This window comes from Pseudomonas sp. 8 R 14 (assembly GCF_900005955.1).
GTDB lineage: Bacteria > Pseudomonadota > Gammaproteobacteria > Pseudomonadales > Pseudomonadaceae > Aquipseudomonas > Aquipseudomonas marginalis.
Window position 1 is genome coordinate 16106 of sequence record NZ_CVTH01000061.1, and the last position, 21976, is coordinate 38081.

Sequence of the window (21976 nt, forward strand, 5' to 3'; positions counted from 1 at the left end):
AAAAGCGACCGGGCCATGGGCCGCAGTCGCCTTTATCCTTGCGGGAAAGTGCTTACTGCACTTCTACCGCCAGGCTTTCACTGATCTTTTTCTGCCAGATGGCCGGACCGGTGATGTGGACGGATTCGCCCTTGCTGTCCACCGCAACGGTGACCGGCATGTCTTTCACGTCGAACTCGTAGATCGCTTCCATACCCAGTTCGGCGAAGGCCACCACACGCGACTTCTTGATGGCCTGCGCCACCAGATAAGCAGCGCCGCCCACGGCCATCAGGTACACGGCCTTGTGGTCCTTGATCGCTTCGATCGCGGTAGGGCCACGCTCGGATTTGCCGATCATGCCCAGCAGGCCGGTTTGCTCGAGGATCTGACGGGTGAACTTGTCCATCCGCGTCGCGGTGGTCGGGCCAGCCGGGCCAACCACTTCTTCGCGCACCGGATCAACCGGGCCGACGTAGTAGATAAAGCGACCCTTGAGGTCCACCGGCAGGTTTTCGCCCTTGTTCAGCATCTCGACCATGCGCTTGTGCGCGGCGTCGCGACCGGTGAGCATCTTGCCGTTGAGCAGCACGGTTTCGCCCGGCTTCCAGCTCTGCACTTCTTCCGGGGTCAGGGTGTCGAGGTTGACGCGACGGGCCGATGGACCGGCTTCCCAGACGATTTCCGGGTAGGCGTCCAGCGGTGGCGCTTCCAGCGACGCCGGGCCCGAACCGTCGAGCACGAAGTGCGCGTGACGGGTGGCGGCGCAGTTGGGGATCATGCACACCGGCAGCGAAGCGGCGTGGGTCGGGTAGTCCATGATCTTCACGTCGAGCACGGTGGTCAGGCCACCCAGGCCCTGGGCGCCGATGCCCAGTTGGTTGACCTTCTCGAACAGCTCCAGGCGCATCTCTTCGATACGGTTCTGCGGGCCGCGCTTTTTCAGCTCGTGGATGTCGATGGATTCCATCAACACTTCCTTGGCCATCACCGCGGCTTTTTCGGCGGTGCCGCCGATGCCGATGCCGAGCATGCCCGGTGGGCACCAGCCGGCGCCCATGGTCGGAACGGTCTTGAGCACCCAGTCGACGATCGAGTCGGACGGGTTGAGCATGGCCATTTTCGACTTGTTCTCGGAACCGCCGCCCTTGGCCGCCACATCCACTTCCACGGTGTTACCCGGGACGATGGAGTAGTGGATCACGGCCGGGGTGTTGTCCTTGGTGTTCTTGCGTGCGCCGGCCGGGTCGGCCAGGATCGATGCGCGCAGGACGTTTTCCGGCAGGTTGTAGGCGCGACGCACGCCTTCGTTGATCATGTCGTCCAGGCCCATGGTGGCGCCATCCCAACGTACGTCCATGCCCACGCGCACGAACACGGTGACGATACCGGTGTCCTGGCAGATCGGGCGATGGCCGGTGGCGCACATGCGCGAGTTGATCAGGATCTGCGCGATGGAGTCACGGGCTGCCGGCGATTCTTCGCGCAGGTAGGCCTCGTGCATCGCCTGGATGAAATCAACGGGGTGGTAGTAGGAAATGAATTGCAGGGCGTCGGCAACGCTCTGAATCAGGTCGTCTTGCTTGATCACGGTCATGAGTCGCGCTCCTCTATAAGGGAACATTCAATAAAGGTGGGCTCAGTGGGGTGCATCGGTCGGCTGAGTCCACCTTTCCAAGGCACGCCAAGTGGTGCAGGCGCGACGCTAAAAAGGCGCGGCAGTATAACCCGGCACGGTGGCCGATACACCCGACTATGGTCAAACTGTCGCAGGCATGATTCCCTGTGCGCACCCCTTGTGATTGAGTCCTTCCATGCCTGAACTGTACGTCGGCGAACGCCATTGGTCGGTAGCCACCGGCAGCAACCTGCTGGATGCCTTGAACCAGGCGGGTGTGGCTGTGCCCTACAGTTGCCGTGCCGGCAGTTGCCATGCGTGCCTGGTGCGGTGCCAGGGCGAGGTCGAGGACCGTCAGCCCGCTGCCTTGAGCCCGGCACAACGCCAGGAGGGCTGGCGCCTGGCGTGCCAGTGCCAGGTGATCGGCGATCTGCAGGTCGAGGCGTTCGACCCGCTGCGGGACGGCCTGCCGGCCCAGGTGGTGGGGGCCGATTGGTTGAATGCCTCGGTGCTGCGCCTGCGGCTGCAACCGGAGCGTGGACTGCGGTATCGCGCCGGGCAGCACCTGGTGTTGTGGGCCGGGCAGGTGGCACGGCCTTATTCCCTGGCCAGCCTGCCTCAGGAGGATGCATTCCTGGAGTTTCATATCGATTGCCGCCAGCCCGGCGCATTCAGCGATGCCGCGCGAGCCTTGTCGGTGGGTGATCGCCTGCGCCTGGGAGAATTGCGTGGCGGCGCGCTGCAATACGATCCCGACTGGCAATCCCGGCCGCTGTGGCTGCTGGCTTCCGGTACCGGCCTGGGGCCGCTGTGGGGTGTGCTGCGCGAGGCGTTGCGCCAGGATCACCAGGGCGCCATCCGTATGATTCACCTGGCCCATGATGCCGACGGTCATTACCTGGCCGGACCCCTGGCCGAACTGGCTGCGCATCATCCGAACCTGACGTTGGAGCTGTGGACTGCGGCCGAGTCGGCCCAGGCATTGGCGCAACTGCGGCTTGTTTCCCGGCAAACCCTGGCCTTACTCTGCGGGCATCCTGTCAGCGTCGAGGCCTTCTCCAAGCGCCTGTTCCTGGCGGGACTGCCGCGCAATCAACTGCTGGCCGATGTGTTCCTGCCCCGTGGTTGAGTGCTGAATTCCACTGCCGTGAGACTCGCCATGACCGACGCCATCCTGCTGCAACGCGAGCGCGGGCTGCTGACTCTGCAGCTCAATCGCCCGGACAAGAAAAACGCCCTGACCCGAGCCATGTACAGCCAATTGGCCGAGGCGTTGGAGCAGGCCGATGCGGACCCGCAGGTCAATGCCGTGCTGATCCAGGGCAGCAGCGAGTGTTTTACGGCCGGTAACGATATAGGCGATTTTCTCGAGCAACCGCCCGGTGACCTCGACAGCCCACCGTTTCACTTTATGAAAAGCCTGCTCAACTGCCGCAAGCCGGTGATCGCAGCCGTAGCGGGTGCGGCGGTGGGGATCGGCACGACCCTGCTGCTGCATTGCGACCTGGTGTACATCAGCCGCGATGCCCGGTTGCGCATGCCGTTCGTCAATTTGGGGTTGTGTCCGGAGTTTGGGTCGAGCCTGATCCTCCCGCGTTTACTGGGGCACGCGAAGGCGGCTGAACTGCTGTTGCTGGGTGAGGGCTTCAGCGGCGAACAAGCGGCCGCGTGGGGGATTGCCACCGAAGCGTTGGGTAGTGGCGAAGCGGCATTGGCCAAGGCGCGGGAAATGGCCGAGCGCTTTGAAACCCTGGCGCCGGGAGCGGTGCAGGTCTGCAAGCAGTTGATGAAGAGCGTGGACCGTGAGCAGTTGCGGCAAGTGATCGAGGAAGAGGGGGCGTTGTTTGTGCAGCGCTTGAAGTCGCCGGAAGCGATTGCGGCGTTGTCGGGGTTTATGGACAGGCGCTAACCCCATGTGGGTGCGACGATTCGACATGCTCCCTGCCACACGGAAAGCAAAAAGCCCCGCCATTCACATGGCAGGGCTTTTGTTTTTCAGCCTGTCACTCAGACCATTGGGTCGCCAACGTGCAGGATCTTCATGCCGTTGGTGCCGCCGATGGTGTGGTAGCTGTCGCCTTTGGTCAGGATGACCCAGTCGCCTTTCTCCACTACGCCGCGCTTGATCAACTCGTCGATGGCCGCCTGGCTGACTTCATGGGGCGGCAACGACGCCGGGTCGAACGGCACGGTGTATACGCCACGGAACATGGCCGCACGGGCCTGGGTTTCGCGGTGCGGGGAGAACGCGTAGATCGGTACCGAAGAACGGATACGCGACATGATCAACGGCGTATAGCCACTTTCGGTCAGGGCAATGATCGCTTTCACGCCCGGGAAGTGGTTGGCGGTGTACATGGCGGCCAGGGCAATGCTCTGGTCGCAGCTTTCGAACACTTTGCCGATGCGGTGGCTGGAGGTCTTGCTGGTCGGGTGCTTTTCGGCACCGACGCAGATACGCGCCATGGCCTGCACGGCTTCCAGTGGGTACGGGCCGGCGGCACTTTCGGCCGAGAGCATCACGGCGTCGGTGTAGTCGAGCACGGCGTTGGCCACGTCGGACACTTCGGCGCGGGTCGGCATCGGGTTCTGGATCATCGACTCCATCATCTGGGTCGCGACGATCACCGCTTTGTTGTGGCGGCGTGCGTGCAGGATGATCTTCTTCTGGATACCGATCAGTTCGGCGTCACCGATTTCCACACCCAGGTCGCCACGGGCAACCATCACCGCGTCGGACGCCTTGATCAGGCCGTCGAGGGTTTCATCATCGGCCACGGCTTCGGCGCGCTCGATCTTCGCCACCAGCCAGGCGGTACCGCCGGCTTCGTCGCGCAGTTTACGGGCGTATTCCATGTCGGCAGCGTCGCGCGGGAAGGATACGGCGAGGTAGTCCACTTCCATTTCAGCGGCGAGCTTGATGTCGGCCTTGTCTTTTTCAGTCAGGGCTGGGGCGGTCAAGCCACCGCCGCGACGGTTGATGCCTTTGTGATCGGACAGCGGACCGCCGATGATCACGGTGCAATTCAGTTCGGTCGGGGTCGCGGTGTCGACGCGCATCACCACGCGACCGTCGTCCAGCAGCAGCTCGTCACCGACGCCGCAATCCTTGACCAGGTCCGGGTAGTCGATACCCACGACGTCCTGGGTGCCTTCGGTCAGCGGGTGGCTGGTGGAGAAGGTGAATTTGTCACCGATCTTCAGCTCGATACGCTTGTTGGCGAATTTGGCGATACGGATTTTCGGGCCTTGCAGGTCACCCAGCAGTGCGACGAAGCGGCCATGTTTGGCGGCCAGGTCACGCACCAGCTTGGCGCGAGCCTTGTGCTCGTCCGGGGTGCCGTGGGAGAAGTTCAGACGGGCAACGTCCAAACCAGCCAGAATCAGCTGTTCGAGGACTTCCGGCGAGTTGCTTGCCGGGCCAAGGGTGGCGACGATTTTGGTACGACGGACGGACATGCACAGACTCCTGAGTTCAAGCGCTGAGGAAGGCTACTATGCTCTTTGGTTGTAGTCATTGTTCGTTTGCACTACTTATCGACGATTCGCTTGTTTTCGCGCCGGTTGAATAGATGAACATCCTTGAAGATTTTTGACGAGGGGTCGATACACTGCACAAGACAGGAGAACCTTCATGCGAATTTTGCTCATTGCTGCCCTTGCCGTCAGTGTTGTCGGCTGCACCCGTTGGTCGATGGACCACCATTTGAACAATGCCTACCGTGCATACAAGGTCGGGGATTGCGAGCGCGTCACCTTGGAGCTATCCCAGGTCGACCGCGAGAGCCGTACACGGCGTTATGTACAGCCGGAAGTTTCGATGTTGCGCGGGCAATGCCTGGAACGCCAGAAACTGTTCGTCGACGCCGTGCAAACCTATCAATTCATCATTAACCAGTACCCGTCGAGCGAGTACGCCTACCGTGCCCGCGCGAGGCTGGATACCTTGCAGCAACTGGGCCATTACCCCGGTGCGAGCGTGGCACAGCCGCGGCCCGCCTCTTTGTAATGGCATTCGTCATTTAATAACTGGCCCGTTGCCAGTCTTGGGCTATTCTTTCAACGTTCGTTTGTACAAGTTTCTATTCGAACGGATGCAGGGCCCGGATTCGGCAGCTGTCGAGTGACAAAATGTTGTCCGTTGTCACACCGAGATCCAGGGAGAGCGAGCAATTGCGCTCGTTCCGAATCACTGGCACGGCCAGAGTCATGGCCACTGGATGGCGATCTCACCATGTTTACCGACCGACGGATCGAGCGGCATCAACTACCGTATTTCCTGCAAGTGTTTAACCGTGTCACCGACAAACCCATAGGTTTTTTGGGTAACGTCTCTGACGACGGGCTGATGTTGGTCAGCCAGTTACCCATGATGGTCGATGTGGACTTCGAGTTGCGCTTGAAGATACCCGGGGCTGACGACACGTTCCATGTCATTGACATCACCGCGACCTGCCTGTGGAGCCATGAAGATATCAACCCGCAGCACTATGATTCCGGGTTCAGCGTGCTTGAAGCCCCCGAGGAATATGGGCAACTGATCAACGTGCTGTTGCAGTACTTCAGTTTTGATTCCTTGGAGGCTTCGGCCTAGAAGCGGCGCGCTGTCGACGCGGCCGGGGTGCTGCTGTCCCTGCCGCAGTCGTGCGCTTTTTTAGAATACTCCGGCTTTCTTCCAACCCAGGTAGCGTGTCACCAGGGCCGCGCCCATTTCTGATGGCAACGTATCCAACGCCGACAGGCCGTGGGCGTTCATGCGGTCATGCAATTCATCCCGAGTATTGAGGTAGTCGACAGTGCCGCTGTAGGCCAGGGCTTCGGGCAAGGTTTGTACGGGGGATTGGCGCAGTCGATCGAGTACTTCCTCACGCATACTCGCCACCAGCACCCGATGTTGACGACTGATGCGCTTGACGGCGGAGAGCAGGGCTTCGTCGTCCTCATCCCGCAGGTTGCTGACAATAATGACCAATGCCCGACGTTTCTGCCGGGCCAGCAGTTGGCTGGCCGCTGCCTGGTAGTCGGCGGTTCGGCGGCTGGTGTCCAGGTCATAGACCGTATTGAGCAACAGATTCAATTGGCTGCTGCCCTTGACCGGTGCCAGGTAGCGTGGCTGGTCAGTGGCAAAGGTGCACAACCCCACCGCATCGCCCTGGCGCAGGGCCACATAACTGAGCAGCAGGCAGGCATTGAGGGCGTGGTCGAAATGGGACAGCTCGTCATCCTGGCTGCGCATGCGTCGGCCGCAATCGAGCATGAACACGATCTGCTGGTCGCGCTCGTCCTGATACTCCCGGGCGATGGGGGTACGTTGCCGAGCGGTCGCTTTCCAATCGATTTGTCGCAGGCTGTCGCCCTCACGAAACTCGCGCAGCTGATGAAACTCCAGTCCCAATCCTCGTCGTTGCCGTTGACGTACCCCCAGTTGGCTCAGCCAGTTATCCACACCCAGCAGTTGTGCCCCGTACAGGCGGGCGAAGTCCGGATAGACGCGGGTGGCATCCTTGGTTTCGATAAAGCGCCGTGCAGACCAGAGCCCCAAGGGACTGGGCAGGTGGATTTCGCAGCGACTGAACGCGAAATGCCCACGCCGCAAGGGGCGCAGACGATAACCCAGCTCACTGCGTTCACCAGGGTGCAGTTCGATGGACTGGGGCAGGTTTTCCACGCCCAGCCCGTCGGGGACGTGATCGAACACCTGCACTGTCAGCGCCTGTGGGTAGTCATGTTCCAGGGACAGGCGGACTTCGCCCCAGCGCCCCAGCGCCAGGCTGCCGGGCATCTGCCGGTGCACGCGTGGTGAGGGTCGGCGGCGCAGTCGCAGTGCGTCGAGCATGGCCAGCAGCAACAGCGCCAGGAGCAAGCCCCATGTTATTGAGTGCAAGGTCTCGGGTACCTTGAACTGCAAGGCGGCCGCAGCGCCCAGCAGGATACTCAAGCCCAGCAGTACGCTGAGCCAGGCTAATAACAGACGGGTCGGTTTCATGGACGGGTCATTGCCGGGGGGCCGGAATCTGGTCCAGCAGCTGCTTGAGCACCTGGTCGACCTCCAGCCCGTCTATATCCAGTTCTGGCGCAAGGCGTACCCGATGACGCAGTACCGCCAGGGCACAGCCCTTGATGTCATCCGGTGTGACGAACTCGCCTGCGCGTAACAAGGCCCGTGCGCGGGCGCCGCGTACCAGGGCGATGGAGGCTCGCGGGCCGGCGCCTATGGCCAGTCCCGGCCAACTGCGGGTTGCTCGCGCCAGGCGCACGGCATAGTCGAGCACGTGTTCATCCAGGGGCAGTTCACTGGCGATCCGTTGCAGCTGCAGCACGTCCTCGGCCTCCAGCACGGTGCGCAACGGTTGCACGTCCAGCATGTCGGCCCGTGATGAGCGTGTCACTTCGCGCACCATATCCAGTTCCTGCTGCGCATCGGGGTAGTCCATGCGTACCTTGAGCATGAAACGGTCCAGTTCGGCTTCCGGCAGGGGGTAGGTGCCTTCCTGTTCGATGGGATTTTGCGTGGCAAGTACCATGAACGGCTGGCCAATGGGCAGCGCCTCGCCTTCGAGGGTGACTTGCCGTTCCTGCATGGCTTCGAGCAGGGCTGCCTGGGTCTTGGCCGGAGCGCGGTTGATTTCGTCGGCCAGCAACAAGTGGGTGAATACGGGCCCCTTGCGCAGCTTGAACTGTTCGGTGTGCAGGTCGTACACCGCGTGGCCGGTGACATCGCTCGGCATCAGGTCCGGGGTGAACTGGATCCGCGCGAATTCGCCGTCAAAGCAACGGGCCAGGGCACGTACCAGCAAGGTCTTGCCCAGCCCGGGGACACCCTCGAGCAATACGTGGCCGCCGGCGATCAGCGCGGTGAGTACATCATCGATTACCTGATCCTGCCCGATCACCGCCTTGCGCAGTTCAATGCGCAGGGCCTGGGCCTGCTGGCTGGCGCGTTGCAGAGAGTCGCCGGGCAGGGTGTTAGCGCTGGGAAATTCGCTCATAGGGCATTCCTGAGGGTTTGCAGGCACGCCACCTGCCGGCTGAAATCGGCACTGGAAAGCCGTTTCGTCGGGAGTGGGCCGAGGGCCTGGCTGATGACGTGGGAGGGTTGGCGCGTCAGGTGGGCAAGTACTCGCCCCTGTTCCGTATTGTCGAGATGTTCAAAGCCAGGATGACGCCGCCGTGCGGCGCGCAGGATGTCGCGCTGCAAGGCCTGCAACAGTGTGCCTTGGCCGCTGCGACGCAGCAGGAAGTCGGCGCTGGCTTTCAGATGCTCCTGCAATTGCCGGCGTGCCTTGGGGGCGGGCGCCTGGATTGGGCCCTGGCGCATACCTGCCTGCCAGAGTGCCAGGGCAATCAGGGCAATGAGCGCCACCAACGCCTGGGGGAAATAACGCAGCAGCAGGGTGAACAGGTCATCTACGTCGCCGTTGAACAACAAGGTTACGGCAGTGCCCTGGGTCAGATGCCACAGCAGCCAGGCATTGTCGTGTTTGCCAATGTCCGGCGTTTTCCACAGCTCGCTGTCGGTGATCACTGTTACGCGGCCTTGCCCGAGGTCGAGTTGCATCAAGTGGCTCGACCGCGCGCTATTGGCTGAAAATTGTGCCAGGTGCTTGGGGTCGATGAGATTGAAGTCGGTGTCGAAACTGAAATAGACCGGGGCTGTGTCGTTGTCGACATACAGTTTGGTCAGGTCCGGTGCTTTATTTTTGCGGGTCGGGGCCGGGGCGGGGGCGTCGGGTTCATCGCTGAGGACTTGGTGGATAGGCAGGCGATCGAGCAGCAGGTCGCCGCTCTTGCCGGTTTCGTCGTCCCACAGGGCCTCGGCGACTACCAGTAGATGGCCGCCGGACCTGGCCCAGTCCAGGAGTTGCCCTGCCTGGCGTGGCGACATGTTGCCGCGTTCGCCCAGCAACAGCAGGCTGTTGCCCTTGGCGGGCAGGCTCGCCAGGCGTTCCAGGCCATTGGCGCGCTCCACGGCCAAGCCTTGCAGGCGCAGAAAGTGTTCGGCTGCCAGGTAAGGATTGGCCTGGGCTTCCGGGGAGGGGCCGCGGTCCACCACTTCTTCATAGGGGATCGCTTTGCTCCATGCGTAAAAACCGCCCGCTCCAAGCAGGCACGCCAACAGCAGCCCCACCCACAGTAATGGCCGGTTCATCGGACGCCTCCCGCACTGAACAGGGCACGCCAATCGTTGCACAATGTCTGCTGGACTGAGACCGGGGGCAGGTGATGGCCATAGGCGAGGTTTTGCCAGTGCCGCGTCAATTCATCACTGAAGGCCAGCAACTGCGGCTGCTGCAATTGGTGAACCCGTTGCAGGATCTGGCCTTCGGTGTCAGCACTTTTAAGGGGCAGGTTGAAGTCATGCAGCAACCTGCTCAGCAGGCCACGATACAAAAGGCCGAGGGCCTCCCGTGGCTGGGTAGACCAGAGTTGCTCGGCGGCGCTGGCGATATCCTCGGGCAGGGTCTCGGCGCCCAGTTCCAGGCCGAACAATTGCGCGGGTGGTGGTTTCGCTGCTTTGGGTGTACGTGCCCCGCGCAGGCTGACAAAGGTGTGCAACCAGTCCCGATAACGCCAGGCCAGCAGGGCCACACCACCGATCAGCAGGCTCCATAACAGCACTTCCAGGCCTTGGGCGACAGGCTTGAACGTGTTGCTGTTGAGGTTGTCCAGCAGCGCTTGCAGCCACGCCGGAAGTTTGCCGTCACTGTGTGCCTTGTTTTTAACGACGGGCTTTTCTTCGCCAAAGCGATAGCGGGTGACGGTTTCCGGATTTTTGAAGGGCGGCTTGTCCAGCAGCGACTTGATGGACTGGCTTGCGCTTTGGGGAGGTAGTGGCTTGGCGTCATCCGCCATGGCGGGCAGGTTGAATGGCAGCAAGGTCAGCCCGATCACCAGCACTAACAGTGGCGCCACACTGCTCAGACGCTGGCGCAGGCGGCGGAATACCAGCTCCAGGTCCCACGCCTCCAGCAGGGTGCGGCGATTGAGATAAAGGCTGAAACCACAGGCAACATAGATGGGCTCCCAAAACACCAGGATCAAGGCGTAGAAGGCGTTGCTCAAGTGTTCCAGCCAGACCCCCTCGGAGCCCGTCGCCAGCGCCAGCCGTTGCCAATCCCAATCCAGTTCAAGCTGTTGCGGAATGAATAGATAGAACAGCGCCATGCAGCCGAACCACAGGCCGATTTCCAGGTGCACCCCAACGGTGGTCAACCAGCGCGCGGCTCCTGCATTGCGCTGCAGCAGCACGCCCAGGCGTTTCTGGCGCGCCTGGCCGTCCAGGCCTTCGAGCTGGCTGACCGGCATTACAAAACTGCGGCTGAGGCTAAGTCGGCGCCAGGTCAGGCTGGCCAGCAGTTGGTGGTTAAGCAGTCTTGGCCATTCGCGCACGGCCTGCTTAAGGCTGGGTGTTTCGCCGAACAGGGCTTTGGAGAGGATATATAAAGGCAAGCGGTCGAACGCCGGTTTGAGCCACCAGAACAGGAACATGGCTGTGGACGGGTATTTCCATAGCAACGCGGTAAGCAGGGCAAAAACCGGCAGGGTCACCAGCGCCCAACTGCTCACCAATAGCAGGCGATGTTCCCGGGCCATTAATACCCCAAGGTCCATGGCCTCCCATGCGGTACGCGGGCGAATCGCCACGCTGGCATTACTCAGGCGCATGGCGAGTCCGTCCGGCAAGGGTCAGGTAAGCCGCCACCAGCAGCCAGAGTGCAGCACCCACCAGGTATTTGATCCAAGGGGCGATCTGGGTGGTGGAAGACCAGTAGGCCTCGATAAATGCTGCGATCAGCAGGAACACCATGACACCGCACAGCAATTGCACACTCTTGCGCGCTGCGAGCCGCAGAGATTCGCCACGGGTCAGTTGCCCCGGGGCGATCAACGCCCAGCCCAGTTGCAAGCCTGCGGCACCGGCGAGTGCTATGGCCGTCAACTCAAAGGCCCCATGGCCGATGACAAATGACCAGAAGGTCTGCCCATAGCCGATTTCGGTCAGGTGCCCGGAAACCGCGCCGATGATCAGCCCGTTGAATATCAGGAAAAACACACTGCCCAGGCCGAACAGCAAGCCGGCGGCAAATGTCTGAAAGGCGATACCGATGTTGTGCATGACGTAGTAGCCAAACATCATCCAGTCTTCGCTCGACGCACGTTCGGCGGCGCGCCCCAGCCGGCTGGCCTCGGGGTCATACATGCCCTGCATCTCTGCCACCTGCTGGGGGCTGACAATGCTGTAGATCAGGTCGGGGAACAGGTAGACCAGCAGGGCAATGCCCAGCAGGCTGCCAAAGAACAGCAGGCTGGCAATCAACACGAAACGCCACTGTTCTCGCACCAGACGCGGAAAATCGGCCAGGACGAAACTCAGCACGTTCGCGGCCAATTGGCTGCGGTGGCGATACAGTTGTTGATGGCCGCGCAATGCCAGTTGTTGCAGGGGATCCACCAGGTAACTGCTGTAGCCGCGCTCCTGGGCGAGGGCCAGGAGCTGGCATAGACGCCGGTATTGATGAGGGAAATCGGCCATATCACTGGCCTTGGCCTTGCCGTGTTCCAACTGCTTCAGTTGTTCGGCAAAAGCTTGCCATTGGTGTTGGTAACGGCTTTCGAAAAGACTCTGCTTCATGTCGGCCCCAGCAGGCCGCGGGCCACACCGTTGAGTTGCTCCACGGCGCGGGCCGGGGACACCTGCAGCGGCGTCGCGAGGATCGAGGCGAGTTCGTGTACCCGTTCAGGGGACAGTTCGCCCTGGCGTTCGGCGAAGCCAAGAATCGCTCGCTGTTCACTCAGGTCCAGGGCAAACGGCAAGCGCAGGGCTGCAGCTTGGGGCACCTGGGGACGTGCCAGAGGCTGTTCGCGGTAGACCACCAAGGTGCCAGCGGCCAGGTCGCCAAGGCGTTTGAAATGAGGATGTTGCAGGCAACTGATTGCGCCGAGAAAGTAGCCGAAAGGCAGCATGTCGACAAACCGCAGGAGGTTGCGGATCAGCGACGCCGACCAGCCTATGGGGGTACCGTCGTCCTGCACGACCCGCAAGCCCATGACCTGTTTGCCCGGTGAGCAGCCCTGGTTGAGTACCTCGAACAGCACCATGTACCACCAACTGACCAGGAACAGCAGAAGCGACCCCAGGCCAACACCTATATTGCCGAGCAACGCCAATGGCACCAGCAGCACGCCCATGATCACTGCACGTGCGCCGAGGTCGAAGGCAAATGCCAGCGCCCGTGGCACCAGGCCGGCTGGGCGCAGCGGCAGGTCGATGCCCTCCGGGGTCTCGATCTGGTAGAGGGTGTCCAATGGGGCTGATGGCATCGCGATCCTTGGCAGTGCAGAGCGGCTGGAGACACGGATGCTAACAGTGTCGGTGATGGAAGCAACTACTCAAGGTTTTGCTGGATGTTTGTACAGTAGAATTGGTGCTGGCCCCGAACACGGCTGAACGCCTAGACTTCGTCGATCTTCAGCACAGGAATAGCCCGTGACCTCCATTTTCTGGTACGACTATGAAACCACCGGCATCAACCCGCGCAGCGATCGCCCACTGCAGGTTGCCGGCATTCGTACGGACCTCGATCTCAACGAGGTCGGTCCGCCGGTCAATCTTTACTGCCAGCCCAGCGACGACATCCTGCCCCATCCCGCCGCCTGTGCCATTACCGGCATCACCCCTGTAACACTGGCGGAAAAAGGCCTGGCCGAGGCCGATTTCATGACCCGTGTACATGCCGAACTGGCGGCCCCGGGGACATGCGGCGCAGGCTACAACACCTTGCGGTTTGACGACGAAATGACGCGCTACAGCCTGTATCGCAATTTTTTCGACCCCTACGCGCGGGAGTGGCAGGGCGGTAACAGCCGCTGGGACCTGATCGACGTGGTTCGCACTGCCTACGCCCTGCGCCCGGAAGGCATCGAGTGGCCCCAGCAGGACGGGCGCGTGACCCTCAAGCTTGAGCGCCTGACCGCCGCCAACGGGATTGACCACGGCCAGGCCCACGATGCGTTATCCGACGTGCGTGCCACCATCGCCCTGGCTCGCCTGGTGCGCGAGAAGCAGCCCAAGCTGTACGACTGGCTGTTTCAACTGCGCAGCAAGCAACGGGTGATGGACCAGGTGCGCTTGCTGCAACCCATGGTGCATATCTCCGGACGTTTTTCTGCCGAGCGTCATTACCTGGGGGTCGTGCTGCCCCTGGCCTGGCACCCGCGCAACCGCAATGCGCTGATTGTCTGCGACCTTGGGCTCGATCCCCAGGGGCTGCTGGACCTGGATGCCGCTGCCTTGCGCCAACGCCTGTACACCCGTCGTGAGGACCTTGCCGAGGGCGAGCTGCCGGTGCCGCTCAAGTTGGTGCATATCAACCGTTGCCCCGTGGTCGCGCCCTTGAACGTACTGCGGGCCGAGGATCGTGAACGCCTGCAATTGGATATGGATATTTGCCAGGCGCGGGCGCTGCGGCTAACTGACGCACAGGCACTTTGGCGCGATAAGTTGGCAGTCATTTACGCCGAGGAAGATTTTGCACCGAGTTCAGACCCGGAACAGCAGCTTTACGAGGGTTTTATCGGGGATCGTGATCGACGCTTATGCGAGCAAGTCCGGGCGGCTGAGCCTGCGCAATTAGCCAGCCAGCAGTGGCCTTTTGATGATCACCGTTTGCCTGAATTATTGTTTCGCTACCGGGCGCGTAACTTCCCCGATACGCTGAACAGCGAGGAGCTACAACGCTGGAAACTTTTCTGTCAGCAACGTTTGGCAAATCCTGAATTCGGCGCGCCGAATACCTTGGAGGCATTTAATCACGCTCGGCAGGAGTTGGCCGTTAGTGCGACGCCGTTTCAGCAGCAGGTGCTGGAGCAATGGCAGAGATATGCTGACTCTTTAGCCGCTCGTGTGAATCGGTAATAGCGGTTTGTAGAAAAGACGGTCAATAAAAAACGCCAGCAAGCTGGCGTTTTTAATGGGTCGCGTATCAAGCGCAGACCGGGTGAGGCTTAGCCCAGCAGGGTAGCCCAGCCTTCAACCACGTCACCGCCCCACTTGGCTTTCCACTCTTTCAGGGTTTTGTGGTTACCGCCTTTGGTTTCAATCACTTCGCCGTTGTGCGGGTTCTTGTATTGCTTGACCTTGCGAGCACGCTTGGTACCGGTAGTTTTCACGGCGCCACGGGGTGCTTTAACTTTCGACTCTGGATCCAGCAGCGCGATGATGTCACGCAGGGATTTGGAGTATTCACCCATGAGGGTGCGCAGTTTGCCTTCGAATTCCAGCTCGGTTTTCAGTTTGTCATCTTGGGACAGGTTCTTCAAACGAGCTTGCAGCTCTTTGATAGCTTCTTCGGTGGCACGGTATTCGTTGATCAGAGACATGTGGACTACCTTATGTAGAACGCTGATTGACAGGGATAGTGGCCCAATAATAGTCAGGCGGTTTCCCCAAGTAAACATTTAAGCGCGTATTCAGGTGAATTACTTTGAATGTTTGTGAAGACGCTATGCAATCGAGTTAATTAGTAGGGGGCTACCCCGAAAATAATCTCCTTGAAATTTGCATAATTGCTGCAGCGTGCGCTGTTCATTGATATAGCGATGGTAAAACCATGCGCTATTAAGGGACGTGGCCAGGGCAACGGATCAGAATAAGGCTCATCGAATACTGCAGTTTTTCTGCACAATCGCTAGAATGGCGGCCTTTGCGAAGTTCTGGAGTTCCCCCCTAATGCGCACTTTTCGGCTGGTGATTGCTTGCCCGGACCGGGTCGGCATCGTTGCCAAAGTCAGTAACTTTCTGGCCTCCCACAACGGCTGGATCACCGAGGCGAGCCATCACTCGGACAACCTCAGCGGTTGGTTCTTCATGCGTCACGAAATCCGTGCCGACACGCTGCCCTTTGGTCTTGAAGCGTTCCGCGAGGCATTTGCGCCCATCGCAGAAGAGTTTTCGATGACCTGGCACATCACCGACACCGAGCAGAAAAAGCGCGTGGTGTTGATGGCCAGCCGCGAATCCCACTGCCTGGCCGACTTGCTGCACCGCTGGCACAGCGACGAGCTGGACTGCGAGATCGCGTGCGTGATCTCCAACCATGACGACCTGCGCAGCATGGTCGAGTGGCATGGCATTCCCTATTACCATGTGCCGGTCAACCCGCAGGACAAGGAGCCGGCATTCGCCGAGGTCTCTCGCCTGGTCAAGCAGCATGAGGCCGACGTGGTTGTGCTGGCTCGCTACATGCAAATCCTGCCGCCTGAGCTGTGCCGCGAATACGCAGGCAAGGTGATCAACATTCACCACAGCTTCCTGCCTTCGTTCGTGGGGGCCAAGCCTTACCACCAGGCTTCCCTGCGTGGCGTGAAGTTGATTGGCGCAACCTGCCATTACGTCACTGAAGAGCTGGATGCCGGTCCGATCATCGAGCAGGACGTGGTGCGTGTCAGCCACAGTGACAGCATTGAGGACATGGTGCGGTTTGGCCGTGATGTCGAGAAGATGGTGCTGGCCCGTGGCCTGCGCTATCACTTGGAAGACCGCGTGCTGGTGCACGGCAACAAGACGGTCGTATTCTGATTCAAGCGTCTTGGTTGAACAAAGAAGGGCCTGGGCGTTAAATCGCTGCAGGCCCTTTTTCATTCCCCGCACTTTTCAGGACCAGGCCATGACCGACCCACTTGATAAAGCCACGTCCAAGGCGCCTGCTACGTTGGGTGAGGGCTGCCTGAGTCGTTACGACCCGGAGGCGCTGGAGCCGGAAGACGGTACGGACTTTCCGGGAGCAGCCGAGCTGTGGGAGCAATTGCACGAGGCCGATGAATTGCCCGTTTCCCCTGGCCGAGGTGCTTGAGCGACCACCTGTTCAGCCAGCCAGGCAGCCTTGGTCAGCGGTGTTCGCCCTGCGTTGAGTAAGCGTTGTACGGTTTCAAGCCAATAGCAGCGAGAGAATGCGTGGCGCATGTCCACCGGGTGCACGCCCAGGCGAATCACCGGGGCGGCGTGCCAGCGCTGTTCGCGACGATCGCTGATGACTCTGGACACCCCTCGGCGCCATGCACTGCGCGCACTCCAGGTCAGGCCCGGGGCGTCGATCGGCGTGAAATCGGGCAGTCGATACAGATGCTGCGGGCTGCTGGTGTAGCTCAGCGGTAGTTGGCGCAGGGCCTCGCGAGTGCCCTGGCTCATTAACCAGGCGGGTGCGACGAAGCCGTGCAACGGCCAGTCATGACGCCGGAATACTTCAATGCCATCCTGAAGACGATCAAGAGCCTGGGCTTGAGACAGTTGATAGAACTCAGCCTCATGGGTGTAGAGGCGGCGCATGAACCAGTCTTTGGGTGTGCGCGGTGCTGGTTGATCATCGCAATGGTAGTAACCGTGCAAGGCAAGTTCATCGCCCTTGATCACGCGGCGATCCAGCAGGCGTTGAAAATCGCCGTGGGCAGTCAAGGCGTCGCGATGATGGAAGTCCGGCACCACCAACCATGTGATTGGTACGGCACCCAGGGCATCGACGGCTTCGACAAAGGGCCGATAGTCGGCCCAGTTGTGCGGCGCCACATCGTGCAGCACCAGTAATACCGAGCGCTCATGCATGGGAAGGCATCGGCTTGTGACTGCCCAGTACCGCGTGGTAGTGGCCGAGCAGGCTGTCGACCACCGTATACCAGGCGTAATGTTGTTCTACATGACGCCGAGCCTGAGCGCCCAGGCGCCTGCTGCCGAGGTTGAACAGCTCGCGCACCGTATCGGCCATCGCCCTTGGATTGTTTGGCGCGCACAGCAGGCCGCAGCGTTCGTCGACTATCTCCGTGAACGCGCCAGCCGCCACCGCGATTACCGGTATGCCGCAAGCCATGGCTTCGAGGATGACCAGGCCAAAGGTTTCCTGGTCGCCGCCATGCAGCAAGGCATCGGCACTGGCCATCAGCCGGGCGACATGCTGTGCCGGGCGAAACCCCTCGATGACGGTGACATTGGCCGGCACGCTGGTCGGCATGCCGGAGCCCACCAGCACCAAGTGATAGCCGTCCCCCAGCCGTTTCATGCAGCGAAGCAGGATCGGCAGGTTTTTTTCCTTGGAACCGCGCCCCGCAAAGATCAGCAGGCGGGTGTCTGCGCCGATCCCCAGCTCGGCGCGCAGGCCTGGGTCGCGGGCGTCAGGGGTAAAGGTTTGCAGGTCGACGCCCAGTGGTTGGACGAACACATTCTTCACGCCGAGCCCCATGAGCTTGTCGGCCATTACCTGGCTGGGCGCCAGTACCCGGTCGAAACTTCCATAGAGTTTGCTGACATAGGCTTCAACGTTCGGGGCAAACCAAGACCCCATGCGGTTGCTCACCAGTAACGGTAAGTCGGAGTGGTAAAAGCCGATCACCGGCACATCCAGCTGGCGCCGGGCATCCAGCGCGGCCCAGGCGGTGAGATAGGGATCACCTACCTCGATCAGATCGGGCTGTAAATCGTGCAGGACATTTCGCCAGGGGGAGAGGCGAAGGGGGAAGCGGTAGCCTTTGCCGAAGGGCAGCGCGGGAGCCGGTACCTTGAAGATGCCATCCTGATTGCTCCATTGCGCGCCGGGAATCAACAGGCTATGGCGAATGCCGGGCTTGAGCCCCAGGCGTCGGTGCTTGGCGTCCAGGTAAGTGCGCACGCCGCCGCTTGTCGGGGCGTAGAACATGGTTATGTCAGCGATATGCACGATGAACATCCCTCCGATCCATTGCTCTCCTAACGTGGACCTGAGCTAAGGATAGATGTTCGGTTGGCGTTCATCGTGAAAACAGTGCAGGAGCCTGACCGGCTCCTGCGGTAGTTCAGATCCGGAAGCTGCCCACCAGCTGTTTCAACCGTGCCGCCTGCTGTTCCAGGTCGGCGCAGGCGCGCAGCGTCGATTGCAGGTTTTCCACGCCTTCCTGATTGAGGGTGTTGATCTCGGTGATGTCCATGTTGATCGACTCCACGACCGAGGTCTGCTCTTCGGTCGCGGTGGCCACCGACTGGTTCATGCCGTCGATCTCGCCAATGCGCTGGGTCACGCTGTTCAAGCGTTCGCCGGCCAGGTTGGCGATTTCCACGCTGTCATGACTGTGGCGCTGGCTGTCGCTCATGGTGCTGACCGAGTCACGGGCACCGATTTGCAGTTCCTCGATCATCTTTTGTACCTGCTGTGCCGACTCCTGGGTGCGATGGGCCAGGTTGCGCACTTCATCGGCGACCACCGCAAACCCGCGCCCGGCTTCCCCGGCGCGTGCGGCTTCAATGGCGGCATTCAGTGCCAGCAGGTTGGTTTGCTGGGAAATACTGGTGATTACCTCAAGAATCTGGCCGATATTCACCGTCTTGCTGTTAAGTGCTTCGATATTGCTGCTTGAGGCACTGATCATTGCAGACAGCTGAGTCATCGCCTTGATATTGCGTTCAACTACCTGTTGACCGTCTTCGGCCAATTGCCGTGCGTCACTGGCCTGGTTGGAGGCTTGTGCGGCGTTACGCGCGATTTCCTGTGCGGCGGCGCCCAGTTCGTTGATCGCGGCGGCAACGCTGTTGGTACGGTTGGCCTGTTCGTCGGAATTGACCATCGACGAGTTGGACGCACTGACAACCCGCAGTGCGACTTCATTCACCTGTTGGGTGGCCGAGGACACTTCGCGGATGGACGTATGAATCCGCTCCACGAAGCGGTTGAATGCAGTGCCCAGGGTGCCGAACTCATCGTGATTCTGGATGGTCAGTCGGCGAGTCAGGTCACCTTCGCCGTCGGCGATGTCTTGCATGGCACGGGTCATGAGGTGCAGCGGTTGCAACAGCACGCGAATCAGCATGCCCAACAAGGCAATGATGATCACCACCGCAATGAGCGTGGCGATCACCGCCGAGGTGCGAAATTCGCTGAGCATGGCGAAGGATTTGTCTTTATCCACCGAAATGCCCAGGTACCAGTTCACCGACGGCAGGCCCTTGATTGGTGTGAAGGTCACGATGTTGTCCTTGCCATTGGCTTGGACTTCACTGAAGTCGCCGCTGATCTTCGGCGTGTTTTTTGGATACATGTCGGCCAGGGTTTTCATCACCAGGCTTTTGTCCGGGTGTACCAGCACCTTGCCGTCGGCGCTGACCAGGAACGCGTAGCCCATGCCGCCGAAGTTCAGCGCGCCGATGTTATCCACCAGGGTTTGCAGGCTCAGGTCGCCGCCCACCACGCCAATGCTCTGGCCGCCTTTAGCGCTGGGGGTGGCGATGGAGATGATCAACTGCCCCGTAGCGGCATCGATATACGGTTCGGTCAGCGTCGAGCCGTTGCTGCTTTGGGCGCCCTTGTACCAAGGCCGAACGCGTGGGTCGAAGCCATCTGGCATCTTCGTGTCGGGGCGGATGGTGAAGGCCCCTTTGCTATCGCCCACGTAGGTAGCCATGAAGGACGACGTCAGGGCTTTCTGTTCCAGCAGGCTGGCAACGGTCGAAGGCTCAGGGTTGATGGCGATGTTTTGCGCCGCGTTTTCCACCAGCGCAATGCGCCCGGTGAGCCAGGTCTGAATGTTGCTGGCGGTGACATCGCCCATTTCATGCAGGTAATTGTTAAGGTCGTCGCGAATGGCATTGCGTTGCAGGTAGTCGTTGTAGAGGGTGAACAGTGCGAAGGCCGCGATGACGATAAGGGAGGCTGCAAGCAGGATTTTATGGCTGAAACGCAGATTTTTATTCATAGCTTGAAGGGTCCGCTAAGGTCTTAATATCCGAAGCGCGTCCTTGTGGAACACGCGGGAGGGTAGCGTCAAAAAAGGTTGATATTTCCGTTGGTCCCTGTAGGAACTATCTGAGCGTTTTTTAGACTTTGTAGGTCTCACATCTGTCTTATCGACCTGGCGACATTAAAGATTAACCATGGGTGACGAAATGCCTGACTCCACGCAACTCCTTATCGGTGCCGGTCTTGACGGCCAGCCCATTGCCCAGGCCATGCGCCTGGCCAACCGTCACGGTTTGATCGCCGGCGCCACGGGCACAGGCAAGACGGTCACGTTGCAACGTCTGGCCGAAGCGTTCAGTGATGCGGGCGTCGCGGTATTTGCCGCAGATATCAAAGGTGACCTCTGTGGCCTGGGTGCCGCCGCCAACCCTCAGGGCAAAGTCGCAGAGCGCATCGCCGGCATGCCGTTCCTTAATTACACGGCCAAGGCGTATCCCGTCACGCTGTGGGATATCCACGGGCAGTCCGGTCATCCATTGCGCACCACCATCAGCGAAATGGGGCCGTTGTTGCTCGGCAGTTTGCTGGAGCTCACGGACAGCCAGCAGTCGGCCCTTTACGCGGCGTTCAAGGTGGCGGATCGCGAAGGCCTGTTGCTGCTGGATCTCAAGGACCTCAAGGCCCTGCTCAACCACCTGCGTTATCACCCGGAGTTGCTCGGCGAGGATGCGGCGCTGATGACCACCGGCTCCAGCCAGGCGCTGTTGCGGCGTCTGGCAGTATTGGAGCAGCAGGGCGCCGAGGCGTTGTTTGGCGAGCCGGCCCTGCAGCTTGAAGACATCTTGCAACCCACCCGCGAGGGACGCGGGCGTATCCATCTGCTGGACGCCAGCCGCCTGGTGCATGAAGCGCCGAAGGTGTACGCGACCTTCCTGTTGTGGTTGTTGGCGGAATTGTTCGAGCAACTGCCCGAGCGCGGCGACGCCGACAAACCGTTGCTCGCGCTGTTTTTCGACGAGGCGCATTTGTTGTTTGCCGACACGCCCAAGGCTTTGCAAGAGCGCTTGGAACAAGTGGTGCGGCTGATCCGTTCCAAGGGCGTGGGGGTGTATTTCGTCACCCAATCGCCGGGCGACCTGCCGGACTCCGTGCTGGCGCAACTGGGTTTGCGCATCCAGCATGGCCTGCGGGCGTTCACCACGAAAGAACAGAAATCCTTGCGAGCGGTTGCAGACGGGTTCCGGCCGAACCCGGCGTTTGATGCGTTATCGGTGTTGACCGAGCTGGGCACGGGTGAGGCATTGGTGGGCACCTTGCAGGAAAAAGGTACGCCGGAAGTCGTCCAACGCGTACTGGTCGCGCCGCCGCAATCGCGAATCGGGCCGCTCAGTTCGGCTGAACGCGCTGCATTGGTGGCCAGTTCGCCCTTGCAGGGGCGCTATGACAAGCCGATTGATCGCGAGTCGGCCTATGAAGTGTTGATGGCGCGCAAGGCGCTTGGACCGACCGAAGAGGCCAGGCAGGCCGACGAGGAGCCCAGTTTCACTGACAAGGCCGGGGCGTTTCTGGGAACCACCGCAGGCAAGGCGCTGAAATCCGCGATGCAGCAGGCCGCCAATCAGATGGGGCGCCAACTGGTGCGTGGTTTGCTGGGGTCTTTGCTGGGCGGCAGTAAGCGCAAGTAGCG

General features: G+C 60.7%; 19 protein-coding genes and 2 pseudogenes. 8 read left to right on the forward strand and 13 right to left on the reverse strand.

The window, feature by feature from the left end:
• Window positions 1–52: 52 nt before the first annotated feature.
• Window positions 53–1576: a fumarate hydratase gene (locus BFQ01_RS15010; protein WP_065925872.1), complete on the reverse strand. Its 1524-nt coding sequence runs from the start codon at window positions 1574–1576 to the stop codon at window positions 53–55.
• A 217-nt stretch (window positions 1577–1793) separates the two neighbouring features.
• Between BFQ01_RS15010 and BFQ01_RS15015 the strand changes: the two genes are divergently transcribed.
• Entirely contained in the window at window positions 1794–2726 is a 933-nt protein-coding gene (locus BFQ01_RS15015) for an iron-sulfur-binding ferredoxin reductase (RefSeq protein ID WP_065925873.1), read from the forward strand.
• 30 nt (window positions 2727–2756) lie between these two features.
• Window positions 2757–3506 (forward strand): enoyl-CoA hydratase-related protein, encoded by a 750-nt coding sequence (locus BFQ01_RS15020; protein WP_065925874.1) that lies wholly within the window; start codon window positions 2757–2759, stop codon window positions 3504–3506.
• Between the two features lie 98 nt (window positions 3507–3604).
• On the opposite strand, the gene pyk is transcribed toward BFQ01_RS15020, so the two are convergent.
• Window positions 3605–5056 (reverse strand): pyruvate kinase, encoded by a 1452-nt coding sequence (pyk, locus tag BFQ01_RS15025; RefSeq protein WP_027605512.1) that lies wholly within the window; start codon window positions 5054–5056, stop codon window positions 3605–3607.
• 175 nt (window positions 5057–5231) lie between these two features.
• Here pyk and BFQ01_RS15030 point away from each other — a divergent pair, with 175 nt between their 5' ends.
• Window positions 5232–5606 carry a hypothetical protein gene (locus BFQ01_RS15030; protein ID WP_025854787.1) on the forward strand — a complete coding sequence of 125 codons (375 nt, stop codon included), beginning with the start codon at window positions 5232–5234 and terminating at the stop codon, window positions 5604–5606.
• A 225-nt stretch (window positions 5607–5831) separates the two neighbouring features.
• Window positions 5832–6191 carry a PilZ domain-containing protein gene (locus BFQ01_RS15035; RefSeq protein ID WP_065925875.1) on the forward strand — a complete coding sequence of 120 codons (360 nt, stop codon included), beginning with the start codon at window positions 5832–5834 and terminating at the stop codon, window positions 6189–6191.
• 60 nt (window positions 6192–6251) lie between these two features.
• On the opposite strand, the gene BFQ01_RS15040 is transcribed toward BFQ01_RS15035, so the two are convergent.
• The 6 genes from BFQ01_RS15040 to BFQ01_RS15065 are packed head-to-tail and all read right to left on the reverse strand — an operon-like array spanning window position 6252 to window position 12919.
• A complete protein-coding gene (locus tag BFQ01_RS15040) occupies window positions 6252–7583 on the reverse strand; it encodes a DUF58 domain-containing protein (RefSeq protein ID WP_065925876.1) in 1332 nt (443 codons plus the stop codon).
• Between the two features lie 7 nt (window positions 7584–7590).
• Window positions 7591–8586 (reverse strand): AAA family ATPase, encoded by a 996-nt coding sequence (locus tag BFQ01_RS15045; RefSeq protein WP_065925877.1) that lies wholly within the window; start codon window positions 8584–8586, stop codon window positions 7591–7593.
• Window positions 8583–9746, reverse strand: coding sequence for a DUF4350 domain-containing protein (locus BFQ01_RS15050; protein ID WP_065925878.1), 1164 nt, complete (start codon window positions 9744–9746; stop codon window positions 8583–8585). Before BFQ01_RS15050 ends, BFQ01_RS15045 begins: the two co-directional genes overlap by 4 nt.
• Entirely contained in the window at window positions 9743–11263 is a 1521-nt protein-coding gene (locus BFQ01_RS15055) for a DUF4129 domain-containing protein (RefSeq protein WP_065925879.1), read from the reverse strand. The genes BFQ01_RS15050 and BFQ01_RS15055 overlap by 4 nt, the downstream gene beginning before the upstream one ends.
• Complete coding sequence (locus tag BFQ01_RS15060) at window positions 11250–12230, reverse strand: stage II sporulation protein M (RefSeq protein ID WP_065925880.1); 981 nt, start codon at window positions 12228–12230, stop codon at window positions 11250–11252. The genes BFQ01_RS15055 and BFQ01_RS15060 overlap by 14 nt, the downstream gene beginning before the upstream one ends.
• Window positions 12227–12919, reverse strand: a complete 693-nt coding sequence (locus BFQ01_RS15065) for an RDD family protein (RefSeq protein ID WP_065925881.1) — start codon at window positions 12917–12919, stop codon at window positions 12227–12229. Before BFQ01_RS15065 ends, BFQ01_RS15060 begins: the two co-directional genes overlap by 4 nt.
• A gap of 166 nt (window positions 12920–13085) precedes the next feature.
• On the opposite strand from BFQ01_RS15065, the gene sbcB reads away from it, so the two are divergent.
• A complete protein-coding gene (gene sbcB, locus BFQ01_RS15070) occupies window positions 13086–14513 on the forward strand; it encodes an exodeoxyribonuclease I (RefSeq protein WP_065925882.1) in 1428 nt (475 codons plus the stop codon).
• A gap of 89 nt (window positions 14514–14602) precedes the next feature.
• Here sbcB and mvaT read toward each other — a convergent pair whose 3' ends face one another.
• Window positions 14603–14977, reverse strand: a complete 375-nt coding sequence (mvaT, locus tag BFQ01_RS15075) for a histone-like nucleoid-structuring protein MvaT (RefSeq protein WP_003175830.1) — start codon at window positions 14975–14977, stop codon at window positions 14603–14605.
• Window positions 14978–15326: 349 nt separating this feature from the next.
• Between mvaT and purU the strand changes: the two genes are divergently transcribed.
• Together purU and BFQ01_RS32905 are read left to right on the forward strand one after the other, a co-directional pair.
• Window positions 15327–16175 (forward strand): formyltetrahydrofolate deformylase, encoded by an 849-nt coding sequence (purU, locus tag BFQ01_RS15080; RefSeq protein ID WP_015885632.1) that lies wholly within the window; start codon window positions 15327–15329, stop codon window positions 16173–16175.
• Window positions 16176–16263: 88 nt separating this feature from the next.
• Window positions 16264–16449, forward strand: a complete 186-nt coding sequence (locus BFQ01_RS32905; protein WP_074847545.1) for a hypothetical protein — start codon at window positions 16264–16266, stop codon at window positions 16447–16449.
• 8 nt (window positions 16450–16457) lie between these two features.
• Here BFQ01_RS32905 and BFQ01_RS15085 read toward each other — a convergent pair.
• The 4 genes and pseudogenes from BFQ01_RS15085 to BFQ01_RS33360 all read right to left on the reverse strand — a co-directional run.
• Window positions 16458–17195: pseudogene (locus BFQ01_RS15085) on the reverse strand (DUF2334 domain-containing protein); the annotation flags it as partial.
• A complete protein-coding gene (locus BFQ01_RS15090) occupies window positions 17188–18309 on the reverse strand; it encodes a glycosyltransferase family 4 protein (protein ID WP_065925883.1) in 1122 nt (373 codons plus the stop codon). The pseudogene BFQ01_RS15085 and the gene BFQ01_RS15090, both read right to left, overlap by 8 nt.
• Before the next feature lie 106 nt (window positions 18310–18415).
• Window positions 18416–19180: a methyl-accepting chemotaxis protein gene (locus tag BFQ01_RS33355; RefSeq protein ID WP_370671262.1), complete on the reverse strand. Its 765-nt coding sequence runs from the start codon at window positions 19178–19180 to the stop codon at window positions 18416–18418.
• 93 nt (window positions 19181–19273) lie between these two features.
• Window positions 19274–20305: pseudogene (locus BFQ01_RS33360) on the reverse strand (cache domain-containing protein); the annotation flags it as partial.
• Window positions 20306–20495: 190 nt separating this feature from the next.
• Here BFQ01_RS33360 and BFQ01_RS15100 point away from each other — a divergent pair.
• The gene (locus tag BFQ01_RS15100; RefSeq protein WP_065925936.1) at window positions 20496–21974 is read left to right on the forward strand and encodes a helicase HerA-like domain-containing protein; all 1479 of its coding nucleotides are present in this window, start codon (window positions 20496–20498) and stop codon (window positions 21972–21974) included.
• Window positions 21975–21976 lie beyond the last annotated feature (2 nt).